Source organism: Aureimonas sp. AU40, assembly GCF_001463785.1.
GTDB lineage: Bacteria > Pseudomonadota > Alphaproteobacteria > Rhizobiales > Rhizobiaceae > Aureimonas.
The window spans coordinates 38,217-58,770 of the sequence record NZ_BBWL01000031.1 but is presented as its reverse complement, the minus strand read 5'-3'; the positions used below and the strand labels follow the sequence as shown (position 1 = coordinate 58,770).

14 protein-coding genes and 1 tRNA gene are annotated in these 20,554 nt (G+C 66.1%); 11 read left to right on the top strand and 4 right to left on the bottom strand.

The genetic code is table 11. The features are described 5' to 3' along the window. From infB to AUL32_RS10600, 4 genes are all read left to right on the top strand, one after another. Positions 1-2,512 (top strand): translation initiation factor IF-2 (infB, locus tag AUL32_RS10615; RefSeq protein ID WP_082659520.1); only part of this gene is annotated, 2,512 nt, incomplete at its 5' end. A 330-nt stretch (positions 2,513-2,842) separates the two neighbouring features. After that, positions 2,843-3,271, top strand: a complete 429-nt coding sequence (gene rbfA, locus AUL32_RS10610) for a 30S ribosome-binding factor RbfA (RefSeq protein ID WP_062114626.1) — start codon at positions 2,843-2,845, stop codon at positions 3,269-3,271. Then, a complete protein-coding gene (truB, locus tag AUL32_RS10605) occupies positions 3,271-4,254 on the top strand; it encodes a tRNA pseudouridine(55) synthase TruB (RefSeq protein ID WP_062114623.1) in 984 nt (327 codons plus the stop codon). The genes rbfA and truB overlap by 1 nt, the downstream gene beginning before the upstream one ends. A gap of 98 nt (positions 4,255-4,352) precedes the next feature. Continuing rightward, positions 4,353-5,291 (top strand): alpha/beta hydrolase, encoded by a 939-nt coding sequence (locus AUL32_RS10600; protein WP_062114620.1) that lies wholly within the window; start codon positions 4,353-4,355, stop codon positions 5,289-5,291. A 149-nt stretch (positions 5,292-5,440) separates the two neighbouring features. On the opposite strand, the gene AUL32_RS10595 is transcribed toward AUL32_RS10600, so the two are convergent. Then, a complete protein-coding gene (locus AUL32_RS10595; RefSeq protein WP_061972905.1) occupies positions 5,441-6,115 on the bottom strand; it encodes an HAD family hydrolase in 675 nt (224 codons plus the stop codon). A 201-nt stretch (positions 6,116-6,316) separates the two neighbouring features. Between AUL32_RS10595 and AUL32_RS10590 the strand changes: the two genes are divergently transcribed. Both AUL32_RS10590 and AUL32_RS10585 read left to right on the top strand, forming a co-directional pair. Then, on the top strand, positions 6,317-9,610 hold the full coding sequence (locus tag AUL32_RS10590) for a GAF domain-containing protein (protein WP_244497797.1): 3,294 nt from the start codon (positions 6,317-6,319) through the stop codon (positions 9,608-9,610). Positions 9,611-9,613: 3 nt separating this feature from the next. After that, the gene (locus AUL32_RS10585; protein WP_062114614.1) at positions 9,614-10,006 is read left to right on the top strand and encodes a hypothetical protein; all 393 of its coding nucleotides are present in this window, start codon (positions 9,614-9,616) and stop codon (positions 10,004-10,006) included. Between the two features lie 488 nt (positions 10,007-10,494). Here the strand turns inward: AUL32_RS10585 and AUL32_RS10580 are convergent, their stop codons facing one another. Then, positions 10,495-12,966 (bottom strand): AMP-binding protein, encoded by a 2,472-nt coding sequence (locus tag AUL32_RS10580; protein ID WP_082659516.1) that lies wholly within the window; start codon positions 12,964-12,966, stop codon positions 10,495-10,497. Between the two features lie 1,013 nt (positions 12,967-13,979). Next, positions 13,980-14,064 (bottom strand) — tRNA-Leu (locus tag AUL32_RS10570). Positions 14,065-14,433: 369 nt separating this feature from the next. On the opposite strand from AUL32_RS10570, the gene AUL32_RS10565 reads away from it, so the two are divergent. Next, a complete protein-coding gene (locus tag AUL32_RS10565; RefSeq protein ID WP_062114605.1) occupies positions 14,434-15,459 on the top strand; it encodes a complex I NDUFA9 subunit family protein in 1,026 nt (341 codons plus the stop codon). 378 nt (positions 15,460-15,837) lie between these two features. On the opposite strand, the gene AUL32_RS10560 is transcribed toward AUL32_RS10565, so the two are convergent. Continuing rightward, positions 15,838-16,644, bottom strand: coding sequence for an undecaprenyl-diphosphate phosphatase (locus AUL32_RS10560; RefSeq protein WP_061972846.1), 807 nt, complete (start codon positions 16,642-16,644; stop codon positions 15,838-15,840). Between the two features lie 270 nt (positions 16,645-16,914). Here AUL32_RS10560 and AUL32_RS10555 point away from each other — a divergent pair, with 270 nt between their 5' ends. The 4 genes from AUL32_RS10555 to AUL32_RS10540 all read left to right on the top strand — a co-directional run bounded on the left by AUL32_RS10555 (position 16,915) and on the right by AUL32_RS10540 (position 20,455). After that, positions 16,915-17,607 carry a glutathione S-transferase family protein gene (locus AUL32_RS10555; RefSeq protein WP_061972845.1) on the top strand — a complete coding sequence of 231 codons (693 nt, stop codon included), beginning with the start codon at positions 16,915-16,917 and terminating at the stop codon, positions 17,605-17,607. Positions 17,608-17,764: 157 nt separating this feature from the next. Beyond that, on the top strand, positions 17,765-18,976 hold the full coding sequence (gene queG, locus AUL32_RS10550; RefSeq protein WP_082659514.1) for a tRNA epoxyqueuosine(34) reductase QueG: 1,212 nt from the start codon (positions 17,765-17,767) through the stop codon (positions 18,974-18,976). Continuing rightward, positions 18,976-19,869 carry an SDR family oxidoreductase gene (locus AUL32_RS10545; protein ID WP_062114602.1) on the top strand — a complete coding sequence of 298 codons (894 nt, stop codon included), beginning with the start codon at positions 18,976-18,978 and terminating at the stop codon, positions 19,867-19,869. The genes queG and AUL32_RS10545 overlap by 1 nt, the downstream gene beginning before the upstream one ends. A gap of 193 nt (positions 19,870-20,062) precedes the next feature. Beyond that, complete coding sequence (locus AUL32_RS10540; RefSeq protein WP_061972840.1) at positions 20,063-20,455, top strand: septal ring lytic transglycosylase RlpA family protein; 393 nt, start codon at positions 20,063-20,065, stop codon at positions 20,453-20,455. Positions 20,456-20,554 lie beyond the last annotated feature (99 nt).

Here is a 20,554-nt window from a genome sequence, read left to right as displayed (position 1 = left end):
CTACAACAACGGCGTCCGCTCCGGCGGCCCCGCCGGCGCCAACAATGGCCGCCCCGGCCAGCCGAACCGTCCGGGCCAGCCCCAGACGGGCGCCCGTGGCCCGGCGCAGAACGCTGCCCCCGGCGCACGCCAGCCGCGCGGCGCGGTCCTGTCGGACCTGTCGTCGAAGGAAATGGACGCGCGTCGCCGCGCCCTTGAGCTGGCCAAGCAGCGTGAGGTCGAAGACCGCCGCCTGTTCCAGCTCGAAGAAGCGCGCCGCATTGCGGAAGACGACCGCCGCCGCGCCGAGCGCGAGGAATCCGAGCGCCGTCAGGCCGAGGAAGCCGCGCGTCTCGAGATGGAGGCCGCCGCCCGCAAGAAGGCCGAGGAGGACGCCGCGCGCCGCGCTGCCGCCCGTCCGCAGACCACGGGCCGCGCCAAGCCGGCCGAGGTCATCCCCGGCCCGCCGCCGGTGGACGACGGCTTGGGCCTGCGCCCGGCCGGCCGCACCGACCTCACCAAGAAGACCCGTGCGGACGACGAGGACGATCGTCGCGGCCCCGCCGGCGCCCGTCGTGGCCCTCCGGGCCGCGCCGTGGTCGTCGAGGCGCCCAAGCCGACCCGTTCGCGCACCGACGACCGTCGCGGCGCAGGCCGCGTCAATGTCGAGCGCGCCCTGTCGGACGACGACGCGCGCGGTCGCTCGCTCTCCTCGATGCGTCGTCGTCAGGAGAAGTTCAAGCGTTCGCAGCAGAACCAGGCCCGTGAGAAGATTTCCCGCGAAGTGATCATCCCCGAGACCATCACCATCCAGGAACTCGCCAACCGCATGTCCGAGCGGGCGGTGGACGTCATCAAGTATCTGATGGCGCAGGGCCAGATGATGAAGCCCGGCGACGTGATCGACGCCGATCTGGCCGAGATCATCGCGACCGAATTCGGCCACACGCCCCGCCGCGTGGCGGAGTCGGACGTCGAAACCGGCATCTTCAATCTCGCCAGCGACCCCGAGAAGCTCGTGTCACGTCCTCCGGTCGTCACGATCATGGGCCATGTCGATCACGGCAAGACCTCGCTGCTCGACGCGATCCGCAAGACCAGCGTCGTGTCCGGCGAGGCCGGCGGCATCACGCAGCATATCGGTGCCTATCAGGTCGAGCAGGACGGTCACCTGATCTCCTTCATCGACACGCCGGGCCACGAGGCCTTCACGGCCATGCGTGCCCGCGGCGCCCAGGCGACCGACATCGCCATCCTCGTGGTGGCGGCGGACGACAGCGTCATGCCGCAGACGATCGAGTCGATCAGCCATGCCAAGGCGGCCGGCGTCCCGATCATCGTGGCGATCAACAAGATCGACAAGCCGGGCGCCGACCCGCAGAAGGTGCGCACGAACCTCCTCCAGCATGAGGTGTTCGTGGAGTCCATGGGCGGTGAAGTGCTCGACGTCGAGGTTTCGGCCAAGGCCGGCACCAATCTCGACAAGCTGCTCGAAGCCATCATCCTCCAGGCCGAAATCCTCGACCTCAAGGCCGATCCCGAGCGCACCGCCGAAGGCGTCGTCATCGAGGCGCAGCTCGACCGTGGCCGTGGCCCGGTCGCGACCGCCCTCGTTCAGGCCGGAACGCTGCGCCAGGGCGATATCGTGGTGGCCGGCGACCAGTGGGGCCGCGTGCGCGCCCTGGTGGACGACAAGGGCCGTCAGCTGAAGTCGGCCGGTCCCTCTACCCCGGTGGAGATCCTCGGCATGCAGGGCACGCCCGGCGCCGGCGATCGCTTCGCCGTGGTGAAGGACGAGGCCCAGGCCCGCGAGATCACCGAGTATCGTCAGCGTCTGACCCGCGAGAAGGCGGTGGCCAAGTCCGCCGGCCAGCGCGGCTCGCTCGAGCAGATGATGATGACGCTGCAGGACACGGGTCTGAAGACCTTCCCGCTGCTCATCAAGGGCGACGTGCAGGGTTCGGTCGAGGCCATCAACGTGGCCCTCGAAAAGCTCGGCACGGACGAGGTGCAGGCCCGCATCGTGCATTCGGGCGCCGGTGCCATCACCGAGTCCGACGTGCAGCTGGCCGCGACCTCCAAGGCCGCGATCATCGGCTTCAACGTCCGCGCCAACGCCCAGGCCCGTCAGGCGGCCGAGCGCGAAGGCATCGAGATCCGCTACTACAACATCATCTACGATCTGGTGGATGACGTGAAGCAGGCGATGTCGGGTCTTCTCTCGCCCGAGCGTCGCGAGACGTTCCTCGGCAATGCCGAGATCCTGGAGGTGTTCCACATCACCAAGGTCGGCAAGGTCGCGGGCTGCCGCGTCACCGAAGGCAAGGTCGAACGTGGTGCGGGCGTCCGCCTTATCCGCGACGGCGTGGTCATTCACGAGGGCACGCTCAAGACGCTCAAGCGCTTCAAGGACGAAGTGTCCGAAGTGCCGGGCGGCCAGGAGTGCGGCATGGCCTTCCAGAACTACGACGATATTCGCCAGGGCGATATCATCGAAAACTTCCGCGTCGAGCACATCGCCCGCACGCTGTAACACCCAAGGCGGGCCGGCTGACCGGCCCGCGCCCCACGAGGTCTGGTTCAGATACTCCTGGGGGCGGAAGCGTCGAATGCCGAACACTGGCCTCGAAAAGGCCATGTCGGCACGCACGATGGGGCGACCGGCTCGGGCCGGGCCTCCCGTCCGAGAGTGGACTTGGAAGCCCGGCGGCGACGCCGGGCTCTTCTCTTCGTGCGTGGATGGAAGTCGCTTGCCTTCAGACGAAGGCGGCAGGACGTCGCTGAGCTGGAAACATCTCCGTTCGAACCGGTGCGGTCGCTCCCCGAGGGGGCGGCCGGCGGCGCAGCGTTGCAAGAGGCAAACATGGCAAAACACGCCAAGACTCCCAAGGGGCCGTCGCAGCGCCAGCTGTCGGTGGGCGAGAAGGTCCGCCACGCGCTGACCGAAACGTTGCAGCGGGGGGACCTGCGCGACCCGCTCCTGGAACGCGCCGTCATCACCGTGTCGGAAGTTCGCATGTCGAACGACCTGAAGCTCGCCACCGCCTATGTGACGGTGCTCGGCCAGAGCGAGATGAAGCCTTTCGTGGAGGCCCTGAACGGGCACGCGAAATATCTGAGGGGTCGGCTTTCGCCGGCTCTTCGGCAGATGAAGTACATGCCCGAGGTTCGCTTCCGCGAGGACGACAGTTTCGACAATTACGCCCGGATCGACGCGCTTCTGCGCTCGCCCGACGTGATGCGAGACCTGGAAGCGGCTGAAGGCGAAGACGACAACAAGGAAGAACGCTGATGGCACGGCGCGGCAAGAAGCCGAAGGGGCGCCCGATCTCGGGCTGGGTGATCTTCGACAAGCCGGTGGGCATGGGCTCCACCGAGGCGGTCGCCAAGATCAAGTGGCTGTATTTCGCGCAGAAGGCGGGCCATGCCGGCACGCTCGATCCGCTGGCGTCCGGCATGCTGCCGATCGCGCTCGGCGACGCCACCAAGACGGTTCCCTTCGTCATGGACGGGCGCAAGACCTACCGGTTCGCGGTGAGCTGGGGCGCCGAGACCACGACCGACGACACGGAAGGCCCCGTGACGAACTCCTCCGACATGCGCCCGAGCCGGACCGATGTCGAGGCGCGGCTTCCCGCCTTCATCGGCGAGATCCAGCAGGTGCCCCCGGCCTTCTCCGCCATCAAGATCGACGGCGAGCGCGCCTATGACCTTGCGCGCGCCGGCGAGACCGTGGAGATCGCCGCCCGCACCGTGACGGTGCACCGGCTCGAGATAGTATCCATGGACGAGGGCACGACCGTGTTCGAGGCGGATTGCGGCAAGGGCACCTATGTCCGCTCCATCGCGCGCGATCTTGGCCGCGAGCTGGGCTGCTTCGGCCACGTCACCGAACTGCGCCGCGTTCGCGTCGGCGCCTTCGACGAGGACGACCTGATCACGCTGGACGACCTGATGGACGCGGCGGAAGAGGGACTGGAAGAGCTGACGCAGGAGGCGATCGATTCCGGTGCGCGCCCGCGCGTCGTGCGCTTCGAGGCGCTGGACGAGTTCGTGCTCGACGCTGCCACGGCGCTGTCGGACCTTTACGAAGTGGCGCTGAGCGACGACCAGGCGGGCCGGGTCCTTTCGGGCAATCCGGTTCTCCTGCGCGGGCGCGATGCGCCGGCCTTCTGCGAGGAAGCCTATGCGACCGGCCATGGCCGCCTCGTCGCGCTCGGCTCGATCGACCAGGGCGCCTTCCATCCCAAGCGCGTCTTCGGCGGGCGCGGCTAAAGCGACGATTTCGCTGAAGCGCGAAACCTTCTTCGGCCCGGCTGCTTTAGAAGCGGCCGGGCCTTTGCTTGTCCGGGCCAACCGGATGAGGACGACGCATGAGGATCGACCCCGAGGCCGAGGCCGTGCTGCGCGAGATCGAGCGGGCTGCGAAGGGGCGCCCCGACCCGCGCAACTCCGCCGAGAAACTGGCCCAGGCGCGATCCGACACGGCCTCGCTCGCCCGCTTCTCCGCCCCGCCGCCCGCCTCGGTCCGCATCGAAGAGACGGAGGCGCCCGGGCGTAGTGGCCAAGCCATTCCCCTTCGGCTCTACCGCCCGGCCAATGGGGAGAAACTTCTCCTCTGGTTCCACGGCGGGGGCGCGATCGCCGGCTCGCTCGACACGCACGAAGCGCCGCTCATGGCGCTGGCCGAGCGCACGGGCCGCGTGATCGTCTCGGTCGGCTACCGTCTGGCGCCCGAAACGCGCTATCCCGGCCAGCACGAGGATTGCCTCGACGCGGCGCGGTTTCTCGTTAGCGGCGCGCTTGGCCTGCCAGCCGCCGGCTGGGCGATCGGCGGGGATTCGATCGGCGGCCTCTACGCCGCCTCCACCGCGCGGGCTCTACGCCGCGAAGGCGCGAGCCTGCTGCCCGAGGCGCAGGTCCTCCTTTATCCCAACACCGATCTTCGCGACACGCGCGCATGGCCCTCGCTGCGCGAGAACGAGGGGCGGATCATGACGCGCGATTCGCTGCGCTACGAGGCCGATCAGTCCGTGCCGCGCCATGCCGACCGCCTCACCCCCGTTGCCTCGCCGCTGCTCGCCGATGATCTCGCCGGGCTGCCCTGCAGCTTCCTCGCGGCATGCGAAGCCGACCCACTGCGCGACGAGGGAGAGGCCTTCGGTCGACGCTTAGACGCCTGCGGCGTGCCGCTGACGCACCGACGATACGACGGCATGATCCACGCCTTTCTCCAGATGAACGGGCGAATCAAACGCGCCGACAGGCTGATGGACGACATCGCCGCCTTCCTGCGCGGCGAGCGCGGCTGATGCCCGGCGCGGCGCAGAGGCGAAAAGGCGGCGTCGCCGCAACGGAACTGCCAGTCCCAGCCTCGGCTCTAAAGCCCTCGGCGGATTCGATGCCCGCAGCGTCGGCGCGCGGGAAAAGCGAGGAAGCTCCAGCCGCCCCGACCGCGCCACTAGAGACGACCGCCGACCTCGTCGAGATGGGCGAGCATGTCGGCGGGGTCCTCGTAGACGCGGTAAGCGCCCGCGCGCTCCAACTCGCCCGCCCCATAGCCCCCGCACAGGAGGCCGACGCCGAGCGCCCGGCAGCGCTGCGCGGCGAGCATGTCCCATATGGAATCGCCGATCACCATGGCCGTCTCGATCGGCGTGTCGAGACGCTCGGCTGCGGCAAGGAAAAGGTCCGGGTCGGGTTTGGCGTATTTCACCAGATCGCGCGTGATGACGGGGACCTTAGCCGGATCGACGCCGAGGGCTGCGAGATTGTGCGAGGCGGTTTCCATGCGGCCGCTGGTGGCGATCGCCCATTTGATACCGGCGTCGGTCAGCGTCTGCAGGAGGGCGCGCGCGCCGGGCAGCGGGCGGATGCGATCGGCCTGCCGGCCATAGGCCGCCGCGTGCCGCTGGCGCAGGCGCTCCAGGAGTTCGGGGCTGATGTCGGTCTCGGTCTCACGCAGCAGCTGGTTGGTGAACAGGCCGCCGCTCATGCCGATCTTGCGATGGATGCGCCAGACCGAAAGGTCGATGCCCTCCGCGTCCAGCGCTTCCTGCCAGGCGAGAACGTGATGATAGACGCTGTCCACCAGCGTGCCGTCGAGATCGAAGAGGAAGGCGGGTTCGATGCGCATGGCCGAGGCCTCTTTGATGGGTTGGCTCGTCCATCTTTTGTAGGGTCGCCTCACCAACCCGACAGAGCTTTTCTCGCCAGTGTCTCCCCAGCACAACCGGAGATACCGAAGCCGGCCCCTGTGGCCGCGAAGCGACTTTCCATCGCGCGAAAAGGAAGTTACGAACGCGCAGAGGCCTTCGGGCAGCAGGGGGCGTGCGCCGTGAGAGACGAGCCGGCAGGGGCTGGGGAAGACCTGGGCGCCGGGAAGAACCGGGGCGCTGGGGAAGACCGGGGCGCAGCGGAGGCCGCGCGGCTGGCGGCGCTTGCCGAATACGGCATTCTCGACACACAGCCCGAGCAGGGCTTCGAGGACATCGTGCTCTTGGCGCGCACGCTCTGCCGCGCTCCTGTCGCGCTGGTCAGCCTTGTGGACAAGGACCGGCAATGGTTCAAGGCGCGCTCTGGCTTCGACCCCTGCCAGACGCCGATCGAGCAGTCCGTCTGCCGGCATGTCCTGTCGCAGACCGAGCCGCTGATCATCCCCGACCTCACCCTCGATCCCCGCACGCGCCAAAACACGCTGGTCACCGGCGAGCCGCATCTGCGATTCTATGCCGGCGCGCCGCTGGTGACGCCCGCCGGCCAGGTGCTTGGCTCGCTCTGCGTGCTGGACCACGTGGCCCGGCCTGACGTCTTGAGCACGGGCGAGCTCGAAGGGCTCGTCGCCTTGTCGTGGCAGGTCATGAGCCAGCTCGAACTGCGCCGGGCGGTGGCCGATCGCGACCGCGCGCTTCTGCAGAAGCGCGAGGGCGACCGGCATCATCGGATGATCCTCGACAGCGCGCTGGACCATGCGATCCTCTCGCTCGACCGGGACGGGCGCATCACCGCCTGGAGCCGGGGCGCGGAGGCGATTCTCGGCTGGCGCCAGGACGAGATGCTCGGCGCCTCGGCGGATCGGTTGTTCACCCGCGAGGACCGTGCGAACGGCGTGCCGGCGCAGGATCTCGCCCGCGCCCGCAGCGAGGGGCACGCGCTGCGCGAGGGCTGGCGCCCGCGCCGGGACGGCTCGCGCTTCCTTGCCTCCAGCGAAACGCGCCCGCTTGTGTCCGAAACCGGCGAGCCCATCGGCTCGCTGCTGATCCTGCGCGACCGCACGGCCGAGCGCCAGCGCGAGCACCGGCTGGCGCTTCTGGCGGAAGTCTCGGCGGCGCTGCTTTCGGCCCCGACCACGGGCGACGGGCTTCGGCCCATTCTGCAGGCGGGGGCCGAGATCATCGGCTTCGACGAATGCTGCCTGTTCGACATCGCGCCCGATGGCTGCCACCTCTTCCTCACCCATGAGACCGGCCTCGACGAGGACACGCGCCGGCGCCTGACCGAGACCTCCGTGGAATGGCCGCTCTGCGGCATCGTGGCGCAAACCGGCGAGCCGCTGATTCTCTCCAGTCTTCTCGATGGCGACGAGCCGCGCCACGCCATCGCGCGCGAAATGCGCTTCGACAGCTATGCCGGCTTCCCGATCCTCAGCCAGGGCGTCGCCAAGGGCGTCCTGTCCTTCAGCCGGCACGAGGCGAAGCCGTTCGACGAGGAGACGGTCGCCTTCTTCGCCACCGTGGCGCGCTTCCTGTCGATCATGCGCGAGCGGATGGATGCCGACGAGAGCCTGCGCGCCAGCGAGCGCAAGTGGCGCGAACTGTTCGAGGAGCTACAGGAAGGCTTCGTGCTCGGCCGGCTCCTGCGCGACAAGGCGGGCGCGGTGGTGGACTGGCGCTACGAGGCGGTGAACCGCGCCTGGTGCGAGTTGACCGGCCTGTCCGCTGAGGCCGTGATCGGCCGCACGGTGCGGGAGCTGTTTCCCGATCTCGGCCCGGAATGGGTGAAGGGCGCTGCCGCCGCCGTCGAGGAAAAGAAGCCGCTGCGCTTCCTGCGAACGGTGGAGGCCATGGGCCGCTCTTTTGAGGGCGTCGTGCAGCCCGCCGGGCAGGACGGGTTCACGGCCCTGTTCGTCGAGGTGACCGACCGCGCCAAGTCCGAAGCGCGACGTGACGCGCTGGCCCGGCTCGGCGACCTTCTCCTACGCCATGACGACGAGGCGACCTTGCTTCGCGGGGCGGCCGAACTGGTCGGCGGCGCGCTGCAGGTGGCGCAGGCCGCCTATTGCGGCGTAACTCCAGACGGCACGCCCTCCGTGCGCCACGAATGGCGCCGGGGCGAAGCGCCGGCCAGTTCGCAACCCGGTGCCGATGCGCCGGCCCTCACCATCGAGCCAAGGCTCGGTCAGGGCCATACGATCACCGTGGAAGACGCCAGCGAATCCGGGGCGGGGGGAGGGGACCTGCGCGCCTCCATCCGGCATCCCGTGACCGAAGGCGGCCGGCTCGTCGCCGTGCTGGAGGTCGGCGACACGCGGCCGCGACGCTGGACGGAGGAGGAACTCGCCTTCGTCAGCGAAGCCGCCGCGCGCATTCGCGCCGCCATCGAGCGCGGGCGCGTCGAAACGCTGCTGCGCGACAACGAGCGGCGCCTTCTCACGCTGGTCCAGGCCCTGCCGCTGGGCGTTCTTCTGGCCGAGGCCAAGACGAGCCGCGTCATCGCCAGCAATCGGCGCATGGAAACCATCCTCGGCCGCACGGCCGCCAGCGTCCTGGCGCCGGGCGGCGACCATCTCTTCCTCGCCTATGACGGCGAGGGTCGGACCATCGACCCGTCCGCCTGCCCGCTGCCGCGCATCCTCAAAGGGGAGGCCGAGCGCGCCACGCTGGAAATGCAACTGGAACGGCCGGACGGCAGCCGAATCTGGATCGAGGTCGTGGGCGAAGCCATTCGCGACGCCACCGGACGGCTGCGCGGCGCGGTGGTCTGCGCCAGCGAGATCGAGGATCGCAAGCGCGCCGAGGCGCAGCAGCGCATCCTGGCGCGCGAACTCTCTCACCGATTGAAGAACACGCTGGCCGTTGTGCAGTCGATCGCGACGCAGACGTTGCGCTCGGCCACCGACATCGAGACCGCGCGCGTCACGCTCTCCCAGCGCATCCAGGCGCTGTCGCACGCGCATGAAATCCTCCTGATCGGCCAGCACGATTCAGGATCGGTCGAGGCCATCGTGCGCGGCGCGGTGTCCGCCCACGATCCCGGCGGGCGGATCGACTTAGAGGGGCCGAGCGTGCTGATCGGCCCCAAGGCCGCGATGGCGCTGGCGCTGATCGCCCACGAGCTGTCCACCAATGCGGTCAAGTACGGCGCGCTGTCGGTTCCCGAGGGACGGGTGACGATCCGCTGGTCGGTAGCCCCGTCCGCCACCGGCCTTTCGCCCACTCTGGAGTTCGACTGGTGCGAGACAGGCGGTCCGCCTGTCGTGCCGCCCAGCCGCAAGGGCTTCGGCACGCGGCTCGTCGGCATGGGCCTGTCGGGCGCGGCGGGCGGCGCGGTCGATCTCGCCTACGATCCGGGCGGCCTGCGATGCCGCATCACCGCGCCCTTGAGCGAACTCGAGATGGACGAGGAGACGTGACCCATGAGCCATTCCTTCCTGTCCGACCCTGAAACCGCCGTCGTCCTTCGCATCTGCCAGACCTCGCCGGGCTTCGTGCCCGTGATCCTGCGTGGCCGGCTGTTTCCGGTGCGCGAGATCAATATTGCCGACTATCCCGTCTCGTCCGACCTGTCGGTGGAAGACTTCGTGCTCGGCCTGGAAGTTCTGGGCTGCCGGCTGGTGCGCAATCGGGTGGACGACGTGACCGTGCGCGAGCCCCCCCATTTCCGCTCGCCCGCCTGGGCCGAGCGTGCGCGCCAGATTCAAGCTGTGATGTCGGATGCCTGGGAAGGCCGGCGCACGGCGCTTTCGGACTATCTGCACGACCGCGAAGACTTGGCCGGCGCTGAAACGCCGACGTTATCGGAGCGCTGACGCCGGGCTTAGGGTCGGCATCTGGGCGCGATGGCGCGTCTTCGTAGGGCGCTGATGCTACGTTCCCCGCTGCGATCTGTTGGTCGCAGCGGCCGGAAAAGACTTCGTTTGGACGTTTCCGAAGATGTCTATGAGGTGCACCGCCCTACTGGCAGAGCGCACCGAACTGTAGAAAAGATGGTTCCGCGAGCAATGACGCTTAAATTTTTCAAGACATCATCCAAATGAAACGAGCGATCGCAGCAAACTGCCAGTTAAAGCCGACTGGTTTTTCGGCGCGACCTATACGATCTGCTTTGGTAACGCGTAGCGCGTGGGCAAGCTTGTCATCGGCGGCTAAATTTACAGCCACCGAGTTTGCGGAATTGTGCAAAGGGAAAAGCCCTCGCTTAGGGCCGCCCGGTTACCCGTTCAGACCTTAAGCATCAGAAGAACCAGTGAGCTTGGTAAGGCTCAAAGCTGGAACCTTGTTTGAGACAGGCACATCCTCAACGCTGTTGCACGCGACGATTTGCATAAGTCTTCGCTATGGGTAGCGCCAGCTTGATGGTGTGGGAGATGGCAATCCCGATGGCGACCAACACGATTGTTAGGATGGTTGGTGGCATAACCTCGCGCAGACGCGGAATGGTCAGAGAATGCGAGATATATATAGCAAAACTTGCAAAGCTGATTTCCAAGAATAACCGTCTTACCAAGTCCGGCATCACCAGAACTGGAACGGCAACGAGGAGCATCACGGCCGCCAACTTATAAGCACCACGCATTTCACCCCCAAAACCGCCCCACCAAGGTACCGAAGCATAGTTGAGAAATGCCGCAAAGGCGGCGATACCCACAACCAGCGCAGTGCGCGTCCATGTGTTGGCGAAGTATATGCACCAGCCAAATGCGAAGAGATAGATGAATTGGTCGGGCGTCCGGTTCAGAAGTTCGTCGTGATCGAACGTAAGAATTGCAATGATCTTGATACCAATGGCCGCCGCGAGAAAGGCGAAACCGAATTTTGCAGGCTGGTCGCGAATAAATGTTCTGACCGCTGGTATGCAGGCAAATAAAATCAGAACCAGAATGCTCTGGATGTAAGCCTCAATGAACCAAAAGGGCGTCAGCAAGCTACCGACACGCCCGACAAAATTGCTGACCAGCAGGAACTCCGCGACGCTCCCATCCATCCGGCGCAGGCTGAAGGCGACGAGAACGAGGTAGTAGGGCAGCACGATCTTGAGGAAGACATCGCGCAGGATCGTCCATCGCTTCGACGATACGAGCCGCGCGCGTTGGACCCGCGCCATGCTGAGCCCAGCCAACATGATCAGAATGTCTACGCCAGCACCGACCTCCGCCTTGAAGGTATGGTGTGCCACCACCATAAGGGTCGCGATCGCGCGCATCGCGGTTTCCATGCTGATCGAGCGCATGGCGAGGACCCCGCCACTCTGTTCCCTGGGTTTGGGAAACAGCGCCTCAAGGTTCGCAAGCGGCAGGACTTCCCAGCCTTTGGGCAAGCTACCGAACCGGTCCTCGATCGCCGCGCTGATCACCACGAAAGTCAGAGAATCTCCCCCGAGCGAAACGAAGCTGTCTTCGTCGCGGATACATGGGCGATTGAACTCCGCCTCGAACAGGGCCCGTATCGTGTCGGCGTCCTGCGGCGCGATAGCCCGATCGATCTGGTCATGCAGCGAACGATCGGTTTCCTCCCGAACGAAGTTCTCGCCGAGAATGCGCCGCTGCACCTTGCCTGTCGCCGTGACGGGAAAGCGTTCGACCTGCGTTAGCTTCAGCGCATTGCCGACCACGAGCCCTCGCTTGCGCAGCACCGCTTCGGTGGCCGCGCGCAACGCCGCCTCGTCATGAGGACCCGGCAGATGGGCCAGAAGCATTCCATCCCCGCGCAACGGATCGGGAATGCGCGCGAGCGAGACGGCGGGCGAGGAGGTAAGCGCCTCGCGCAGCTCGGCTTCGATCAGTTCGGGCGAGATCTTGATGCCGCCGCAATTGATAAGATCGTCGGCTCGGCCCTGGTAGAAAAGATTGCCGTCCCGCATCTCGCCGAGATCGTTGGTGGTCAGCCAGCCGTCCGCATCCGTAAGGGGCGAAAAGGCTCCGTCGGCCATAGCGAATTTTGCCACATGCGGCCCGCCGATGCGGATGCGTCCGTCCTCGGCGATCTCGACGCGGGTCTGTCCGACGGGCCGGCCGACCGATTCCAGTCCCTCACCCTCCGTGGCGTTCAAATCGAGGAAAGTTGTGCGGGACGCTTCGGTCAAACCGTAATGTTGCACGATGCGCGCATTGGGAAAGAGCGCCTTCAACGCCTCTTTCTCCGAGCGCGACATGTACTGACTGCCAATTTCGATCCACCGCATGTTGCGCCCGGACGATCCGATCGCGTCGGCATTCTTGAGGAGAATTCGCAGCAGCGTCGGTACGGCCGAAAGCGCGTTGATTTCCTCACGCCGAAGCATGGCGGCGATTTCAGCGACATCGAAGCCGCGTGGGGGGATGAAGGCCTGACCGCCAACGGCCGCACAAGCTCGGAACCGTCCCAACCCGAAGGAATAGTTCGGCGGAACACCGACATACTCGCGCACGGAACCGTCGAGCGACATCACTGTATTGAGGCGCTCTACCGTGTCGTTTAGGGCCTCGTAGGTTAAGCAGATGCCCTTCGGCATGCCCGTCGTACCCGAGGTGAAGGTCACCTGCGCTATATCGGAGCCGCCAGGGAATCTTCGCAAGCCGGATACCCAACCCGTCCGGTCGTCCGGCTCGACCACATCGACAAGCTCAAGACCAGGCCGCTTTTCGCTTATTCCGCTTGCCGAAACGATCAAGAAAGGTCGGCGCTTTTCATAGAGTTCGAACACCGCCTCCACGAAGCCTACGGAAGACTTTGCAATTATTGCCGTCACGGCGATCGAACGAGGCGGGATGTTTCCTGCTAGACGGTCCAACGGGACACTCCGATGCGTTGGTATATAGCTAGACCGGGCTTTGTGGAGGATGGCGCGGATCTGGGTAGCTTAATGAATCATCTATATCACATATTGCATTGCATACCTCTCTTGCGGCAATTGCGAGAGAGGCGACACGCCGAACGGGTGCGTCCATATAATGCGAGAAACCCCCGGGCCGTGCAGTTGACCTCGCTTGCGAACTCGCCCCGCCAAGGATCGAAGCTACGAAGGCACAGGGCATAGCTGATCCGCGTGCTTACAGGCCCAACATCTACGGACTGCGCTGCATTGCCGTCTTGGCTGCAGTTTTGTTCCACGCTGCCCGTTTGCCGGGCGGGTTCGTGGGTGTCGATATCTTCTTTGTCATCGCCGGTTTTCCGATTTCGCGTATCATCCTCCGCGCAGTGGACAGGGGCGACTTCTCGATTGCCCGCATTTGCGAGTGCCACATCGTGCCGGCGCTTGGCGGAGTAATTGGCGCCCGCCCGCGTGACGATCTTCGAATTTGTGTCTGAGCAGCGCTATGACGCGCCTCGTGCGCTTACCATGAACAAACTCTATGGGTATCTTTCGGATACGACCCTACCTCTCCATATGCATAATTGGAGTCAGGCTCCGTCTCGGGAGGCTCTGGCTGAAGTCGCAGCGCACCACCCCTGCCGCACCCTTGATGTTGGAGCGCATCTTGTGACGCACAGGGTTGGGCCCGCGAGCCTTCCTAGGGTCTGCGGTATCGATCGTCCTAGAGGAAAGGCTAATGTCGGGGAGGGTTCGCGAGTCCGTCATAGCAACGGTCTGGGCCCGGAGCGGGATTGCCAGCTTCATCCCCCGGCACCTTCGCCTTCACGTCGGCTGGGATGCGCTGAACGAACTGCTGATTTTTAGTACCGGGACGCTTCATCGGACGGGCCATCGCAAGGGGCATGTTGTGCAGTCCTGTTGTACAGGCCGCCCCATGCAATCCCTTGTAATCGCTTAAGTCTCGGGCTTCCCTGAACAATCAGGGGAATTGGTGCCCAGGAAAGGACTCGAACCTTCACGCCTCGCGGCACACGGACCTGAACCGTGCGCGTCTACCAATTCCGCCACCTGGGCACGAGCGGTTCAATAGAAGGCGGCGGCGGCCGTGTCAATCGCGTTCGCGACAGGTTTGTGAAATGGGGGTGAGAAAATGGGGAGGGGCTTGGCCAATCATCTCCTCGGATTCCATTAAGTCATTGAGATCGATGACTTAATGGCCTCTCTAAGAGAAGAGTAAGAGCGGCGGCTTGGTCGCTCGGAGATGGATGGGAGTCGATTCACGGGAGGGAAAGCCCCTCGAATCGCGGTGCGGGCGGGGCGACAAAAGGGCTTTTGCGATGCGGCTTCTTTTCCGATTCACGCATTGCAGCTAAAGCAGAGCGCAACACATGGCGGGGTGCCGGACGTGAAGTGCCGGCTCTCTTGAAACGAGGCGATGAGGTCATGGCAGTCGATACGAAGAAGCAGATCACGGTGTTCGGGGGATCGGGCTTCCTCGGCCGATACGTCGTCCATGCGCTCGCCAAGCGCGGCCATCGCATCCGCGTCGCCTGCCGCCGGCCCGACCTCGCCTACCACCTCCAGATCGCCGGCACGCTCGGCCAGATTCAGGCCGTGCAGGCCAATCTGCGCTATCCCTGGTCGATCGACCGGGCGATGGAAGACGCCGACCATGTGGTGAACCTCGTCGGCATCCTGGCCGAAGCCGGCAAGCAGACCTTCACCCATCTCCAGGCCGAAGGCGCCGGGCTGATCGCGGAAGGGGCCGCCAAGCGCGGCATCGGCATGGTGCAGCTGTCGGCCATCGGCGCCGACGCGCAGTCCCCGTCCGAATATGCCCGCACCAAGGCGGAAGGCGAGGCGCGGGTCTTCGCCGCGCGGCCGGATGCGGTGGTGCTGCGCCCCTCCATCGTCTTCGGCATGGAGGACCAGTTCTTCAACCGCTTCGCCAACATGGCGCGCCTGTCGCCGTTTCTGCCGCTGATCGGCGGTGGCAAGACGCGCTTCCAGCCCGTCTTCGTCAACGATGTGGCGACGGCCGTGGCCGATGCGGTGGAAGGCAAAGTCGCGGGCGGGCGCGTCTATGAACTCGGCGGCCCGAACGTTCTGACCTTCCGGGAGATGATGGAAGAGATGCTGCGCATCGTGGAGCGCCGCCGCCGCTTCCTCGATATCTCGTTCAGCCGTGCGGCCTCGCTCGCCAAACTCGTGGGCAAGCTGCCCGGCGCGCCGCTGACGCCCGATCAGGTCGAGCAACTCCAGCACGACAATGTCGTGTCGGACGCGGCCAAGCAGGAGGGGCGCACCTTCGAGGCCTTCGGCATCAGCCCCCGCACGCTCGATGCCGTGCTGCCGACCTATCTCGTGCGCTTCCGTCCGCAGGGACAGTTCTCCAAGCCGCAGCCGCATGACGACCGCCCGGCCGAGGACACCTCGCTCCCCGGCGACCGGGGCGTCGCCAAGCCCTGAGCCCTCGCTTTGGTCCAAATCGGAGGCATGAAAAAAGGAGGGCGCGAGCCCTCCTTTTTGTTGGTGCAGAGGGCTGCTTGGCCGCCCTTTTCGCTGGGCCCGCTCAGCGCAGGGCCAAGAGGACGCCGATGCCGATCGCGCCGACCACGATGCGCCACCTCATGAAAAAAAGGACGGCGTGAGCCGTCCTTTTTTGTTGGTCGCAGAACGAGTTGGCTGCCTCCGGCCGGGCAGCGCCGGCTCAGCGCAGGGCCAGGAGGACGCCGATGCCGATGGCACCGACCACGATGCGCCACCTCACGAAAAAAGGACGGCGTGAGCCGTCCTTTTTTGTTGGTCGCAGAACGAGTTGGCTGCCTACGACCGGGCGGCGCCGGCTCAACGCAGGGCCAGGAGGACGCCGATGCCGATCGCGCCGACCACGATGCGCCACCAAGCGAAGGGGGCGAAGCCGTAGCGCGAGACGAAGGACAGGAGCGAGCGTACGACGACAAGGCCGGAGAGAAAGGCCATGACGAAGCCGATCGTGATCGTCACCGCGTCGTCGGCATTGAGATACTGATAGTTCTTCAGGAGGTCGAAGGCGAAGGCGCCGGCCATGGTGGGCATGGCGAGGAAGAAGGAGAACTCGGCCGCCGAGCGCTTGTCCGTGCCGAGCAGCAGCGCGCCGGCGATGGTGGAACCCGAGCGCGAGGTGCCGGGGATCATGGCGAGGCACTGGAAGAAGCCGATCTTCAGGCAGAGCGAGAGCGGATAGGATTCGATGTCGGTGTAGCGCGGCTGGCGCGGGATGCGGTCAATGACGAGGAGCAGGACGCCGCCGACCAGCAGCGCCACGCAGATCACCATCGGCGTTTCGAACAGGACGCCCTTGATGAAGCCGTGGGCGAAGGCGCCGATCACCGCCGCCGGCAGGAAGGCGACGAGGATGCCGAGCACGAAGTGGCGGGAGCGGGGCGAGGAGGGCAGCGTCACCGCCAGATGCCAGAGCTTGCCGAAATAAACGGACAGGACGGCGAGCACCGCGCCGAGCTGGATCAGAACCTCGAACGTGTTGGCGGTGGACTTGAAGCCCATCAGTTCGCTGGCGAGAATGAGATGGCCGGTCGAGGACACGGGGATGAATTCGGTCAAGCCTTCGATCAAGCCGAGGATCAAGGCTTCGAAAATATGGATACTGTCCATGCATCGTCCTGTTGGGCGCAGGCCCGGGTGGCGGCTGCCCGAGCGGGTCGGGCGGGGCGGGTCATCTTATGGGCGACGAAGCTTTCCGCGGTATGACGCCGCTTGCCCGTCTTGCGCATTCGAACGATTCGATTATGTGCTCGCCAAGCTGCGGATCGCAATCGTCTTCACGATCCGCCAAGGTTTTCGGTCGTAGGGTTGCCGCTCTGCGGCTGTGCCGTTCGTCCGTCTGGTCCGATCCGCCCGGAAGCATCGAGTTCGTCGCCGTTCATGTTGACCCTCCATCATCATCCCATGTCCGCCGCCTCCCGTTTCGTGCGGCTGATTCTCGGCGAGTACGGCGAACGCGCGGAGCTGATGGACGAGCGCCCCTGGGAGCGCCGGCCCGAATTCCTGGCGCTGAACCCCGCCGCGACCGTGCCCGTGCTGGTCGAGGACGGCGTGACGCCGATCGTCGGCGGTATGGTGGCGGCCGAATATCTCGACGAGACGCGCGGCGCTTTCCAGCGCGAGCGCCGGCTTCTGGCCGAAAAACCGGCCGAGCGCGCCGAGATTCGCCGCCTGACCGAGTGGTTCCTCGGCAAGATGGACTCGGAGGTCACGCGCTATCTCGTGCGCGAGCGCGTCTTCAAGCTGGAGATGCGCGCCAACGAGGGCGGCGGCTCGCCCGACGCCTCAGCGATCCGGGCCGCGCGCGCCAATCTCAAGAACCACATGCGCTATATCGGCTGGCTCGCCGAAAGCCGGAACTGGCTGTCCGGCCCCAAGCTCTCCTACGCCGATCTCGCGGCGGCCTCGGCCGTGTCGATCCTCGACTATCTCGGCGAGGTCGCCTGGGAGGAGGAGCCGGCCGCCAAGGACTGGTACATGCGCATGAAATCGCGCCCCGCCTTCCGGCCCTTCCTGGCCGAGCGCGTGCGCGGCCTGCCGCCGGCGGCGCATTATCCCGAACTCGATTTCTAATCGCGGTCTCGAACTCGATTTTTAATCGAGGTCCCGAAGCGGGCTTTGAGGCTAGGCCGGGACGAAGCTTGCGAGCAGAGCGCTCATTGGTCCTTCGCGAAGGGGACGAACGCCGCCCCGCTGCCCATCCGGTGCGCGATGGCCTATATCCCGCCTCATGGCCGATCCGCTTTCCCTTTCCGCCCTGAGGCGATTCCTGGACGACGACGCCCGTCGCCTGGGCTTTTCCGCGCTGGGCGTGGCGCCGGCGGCGGAGCAGGGCCTCAGCGGCGCGCGGCTCGACGCCTTCATCGCGGACGGGTTCCACGGCACGATGGGCTGGCTGCCCGAGACCGCCGAGCGCCGCCGCTCCGTCGAGGCGCTCTGGCCCGAGGCGCGGGCGGTGATCGTGCTCGGCCTGAACTACGGGCCGGACGAGGACCCGCTGGCCCTCCTCGATCGACCCGACCGAGGTGCGATCTCGGTCTATGCCCGGCACCGCGACTATCACGACGTCATCAAGGGCAAGCTGAAGGAACTGGCCGGGCGGCTCGTGGCGCGCGCCGGCTCGCGCACCGATGGGCGCCTGCATGACGCCAAGGTCTTCGTGGACACCGCGCCGCTGATGGAAAAGCCGCTGGGCGAAGCGGCGGGGCTCGGCTGGCAGGGCAAGCACACCAATCTCGTCTCGCGCGCATTCGGCTCGTGGCTCTTCCTCGGCTCGATCGCCACCACGATCCCGCTCCTGCCCGACCGGCCGGGGCGCGATCTTTGCGGCTCCTGCCGCGCCTGCCAGGACGCCTGCCCGACACAGGCTTTCCCCGAGCCTTACCGGCTCGATGCGCGGCGCTGCATCTCCTATCTCACCATCGAAACGCGCCATCCCATTCCGCGCGCGTTTCGCGCGCCCATGGGCAATCGCATCTATGGCTGCGACGACTGCCTCGCCGTCTGCCCCTGGAACAAGTTCGCTCAAAGCGCGGCGGAGGCGAAGCTGCGCGCGCGCGAAGACCTCAAGGCACCGGCGCTCGCCGAGCTTCTCGAACTCGACGATGCCGGCTTTCGCGCGCTGTTCTCGGGCTCGCCGGTGAAGCGCGTCGGGCGCGACAAGTTCGTGTCGAACTGCCTGATCGCTGCCGGCAATAGCGGCTTGCCCGCGCTTCTGCCGAGCGTGGAGCGCCACCTCGCCGACGCCGCCCCGATCGTGCGCGCCATGGCGGTCTGGGCGCTGGCGAAGCTCGATCCCCTTCGTTGTCTGGACCTTCGACCAAGCGCGCTGGCGGGGGAGGAGGACCTGATGGTGCGTGAGGAATGGGACGCCGCCCTCGATCCGCTGGAAATTCCGCCTTCCGCGCCCGATCCGACCTTCCCGCAACGGAGCCATGCCTGATGAATCTCGCCGCCTCGCCCCGCCCGCTCGGCCCCCCCGACACGCGGCTCTTCACCTTCGGCTGCGGCTACAGCGCGGGCCATTTCGTGTCGGGCCTGCCGGTGGAGGAGGTGGTGGGCGTCACCACGCGCTCGCTGGAAAAGGCCAAGGGGTTCGCGGCGCGGGGGCTGCAACCCTTCCTCTTCGACGGGACGGGGCCGGGCGAGGGGATCGAAGCGGCGCTGGCCGAGACCACGCATCTTCTCGTCTCGATCGCGCCCGGCGAAGAGGGCGATCCCGTGCTGCGCCAATATGGCGAGCTGATCGGCTCCGGCATGCCCGACCTCCAGTGGATCGGCTATCTCTCGACGGTCGGCGTCTACGGCGACCATGGTGGCGAATGGGTGGACGAGACCACGCCGCTGCGCCCCGTCTCCAAGCGCTCGCGCGAGCGGGTCGAGGCGGAGGCGGACTGGCTTCTTCTGGCGCGGCGGCGCCGCGTGCCGCTGTCCATCCTGCGTCTGTCCGGCATCTACGGGCCGGGGCGCAACACGTTCGAGAACCTAAAGGCCGGCAAGGCGCGCCGCTTGGTAAAGCCCGGCCAGGTCTTCAACCGCATCCATGTCGAAGACATCGCGGGCGCGCTGCGGCTGCTGGCGGCGCGCCGCGAGAACGCCATCGTCAACGTCACCGACGACGAGCCCGCCCCGCCGCAGGATGTGGTGACCCATGCAGCCGCGATCGGGGGATTCGACTTGCCGTCGGAGGTGGATTTCGATTCGGCGGATCTGACGCCGATGGCACGATCTTTCTATGGAGAGAACAAAAGAGTGGGAAATGCGCGCCTGAAATCGCTCGGTTACGAATTTTTTTTCCCGACGTTTCGTGAAGGGCTGGCGGTTCTGAAGCCTTGAGTCAAAAGGGATTCGTTCACCGATTATTTCATTAATATGTCAGTAATTTATTTTTCGTGATGGAACGGTCCCTTTTTCGCCTTTTCCGACCCGCACTCGGGTCCGGTCGAACGGCGGGGGCCACGAGGGGATTTCGTTAAGGAATTCAAAAGGCTCGGCCCGCGCGCGTAGGAAACGGATCGGGTCCGGACATTTGAACGCAAGAACGCTCGTCGTGGCAGCTTCCACCTTGGCCACGTTGTCTCTTCTCGCCACCCCGCAGGCGGCCATGGCCGCTGGCAAATCCAGCTGCGGGGGCGCCTCCTGGTACGCGCTGACCTCGCGCACCGCATCGGGCGAGAGAATGAACCCATCGGCCATGACGGCGGCCCACAAGACGCTGCCGCTCGGCTCCAAGGTGAAGGTCACGAACCTGCGCAACAACCGCTCGGTCGTGGTGCGCATCAACGATCGCGGTCCCTTCATCAAGGGCCGTCTCATCGACCTGTCGAAGGGCGCCGCCGCCAAGCTCGGCTTCGTTTCCGCCGGCCATACGCAGGTCCAGATCGAGCCCGCCGACGGCTCCAGCCCAGCCACCTGCGGCTGACACTCTCCCACTCTTCTATCCGCGTGTCCCGGCCGTCTCCCCGGCCTTTGCGCACGCGCCCGAATCGGGCGGCCGCTGCCGCCCGTTCTCCTCACTCGA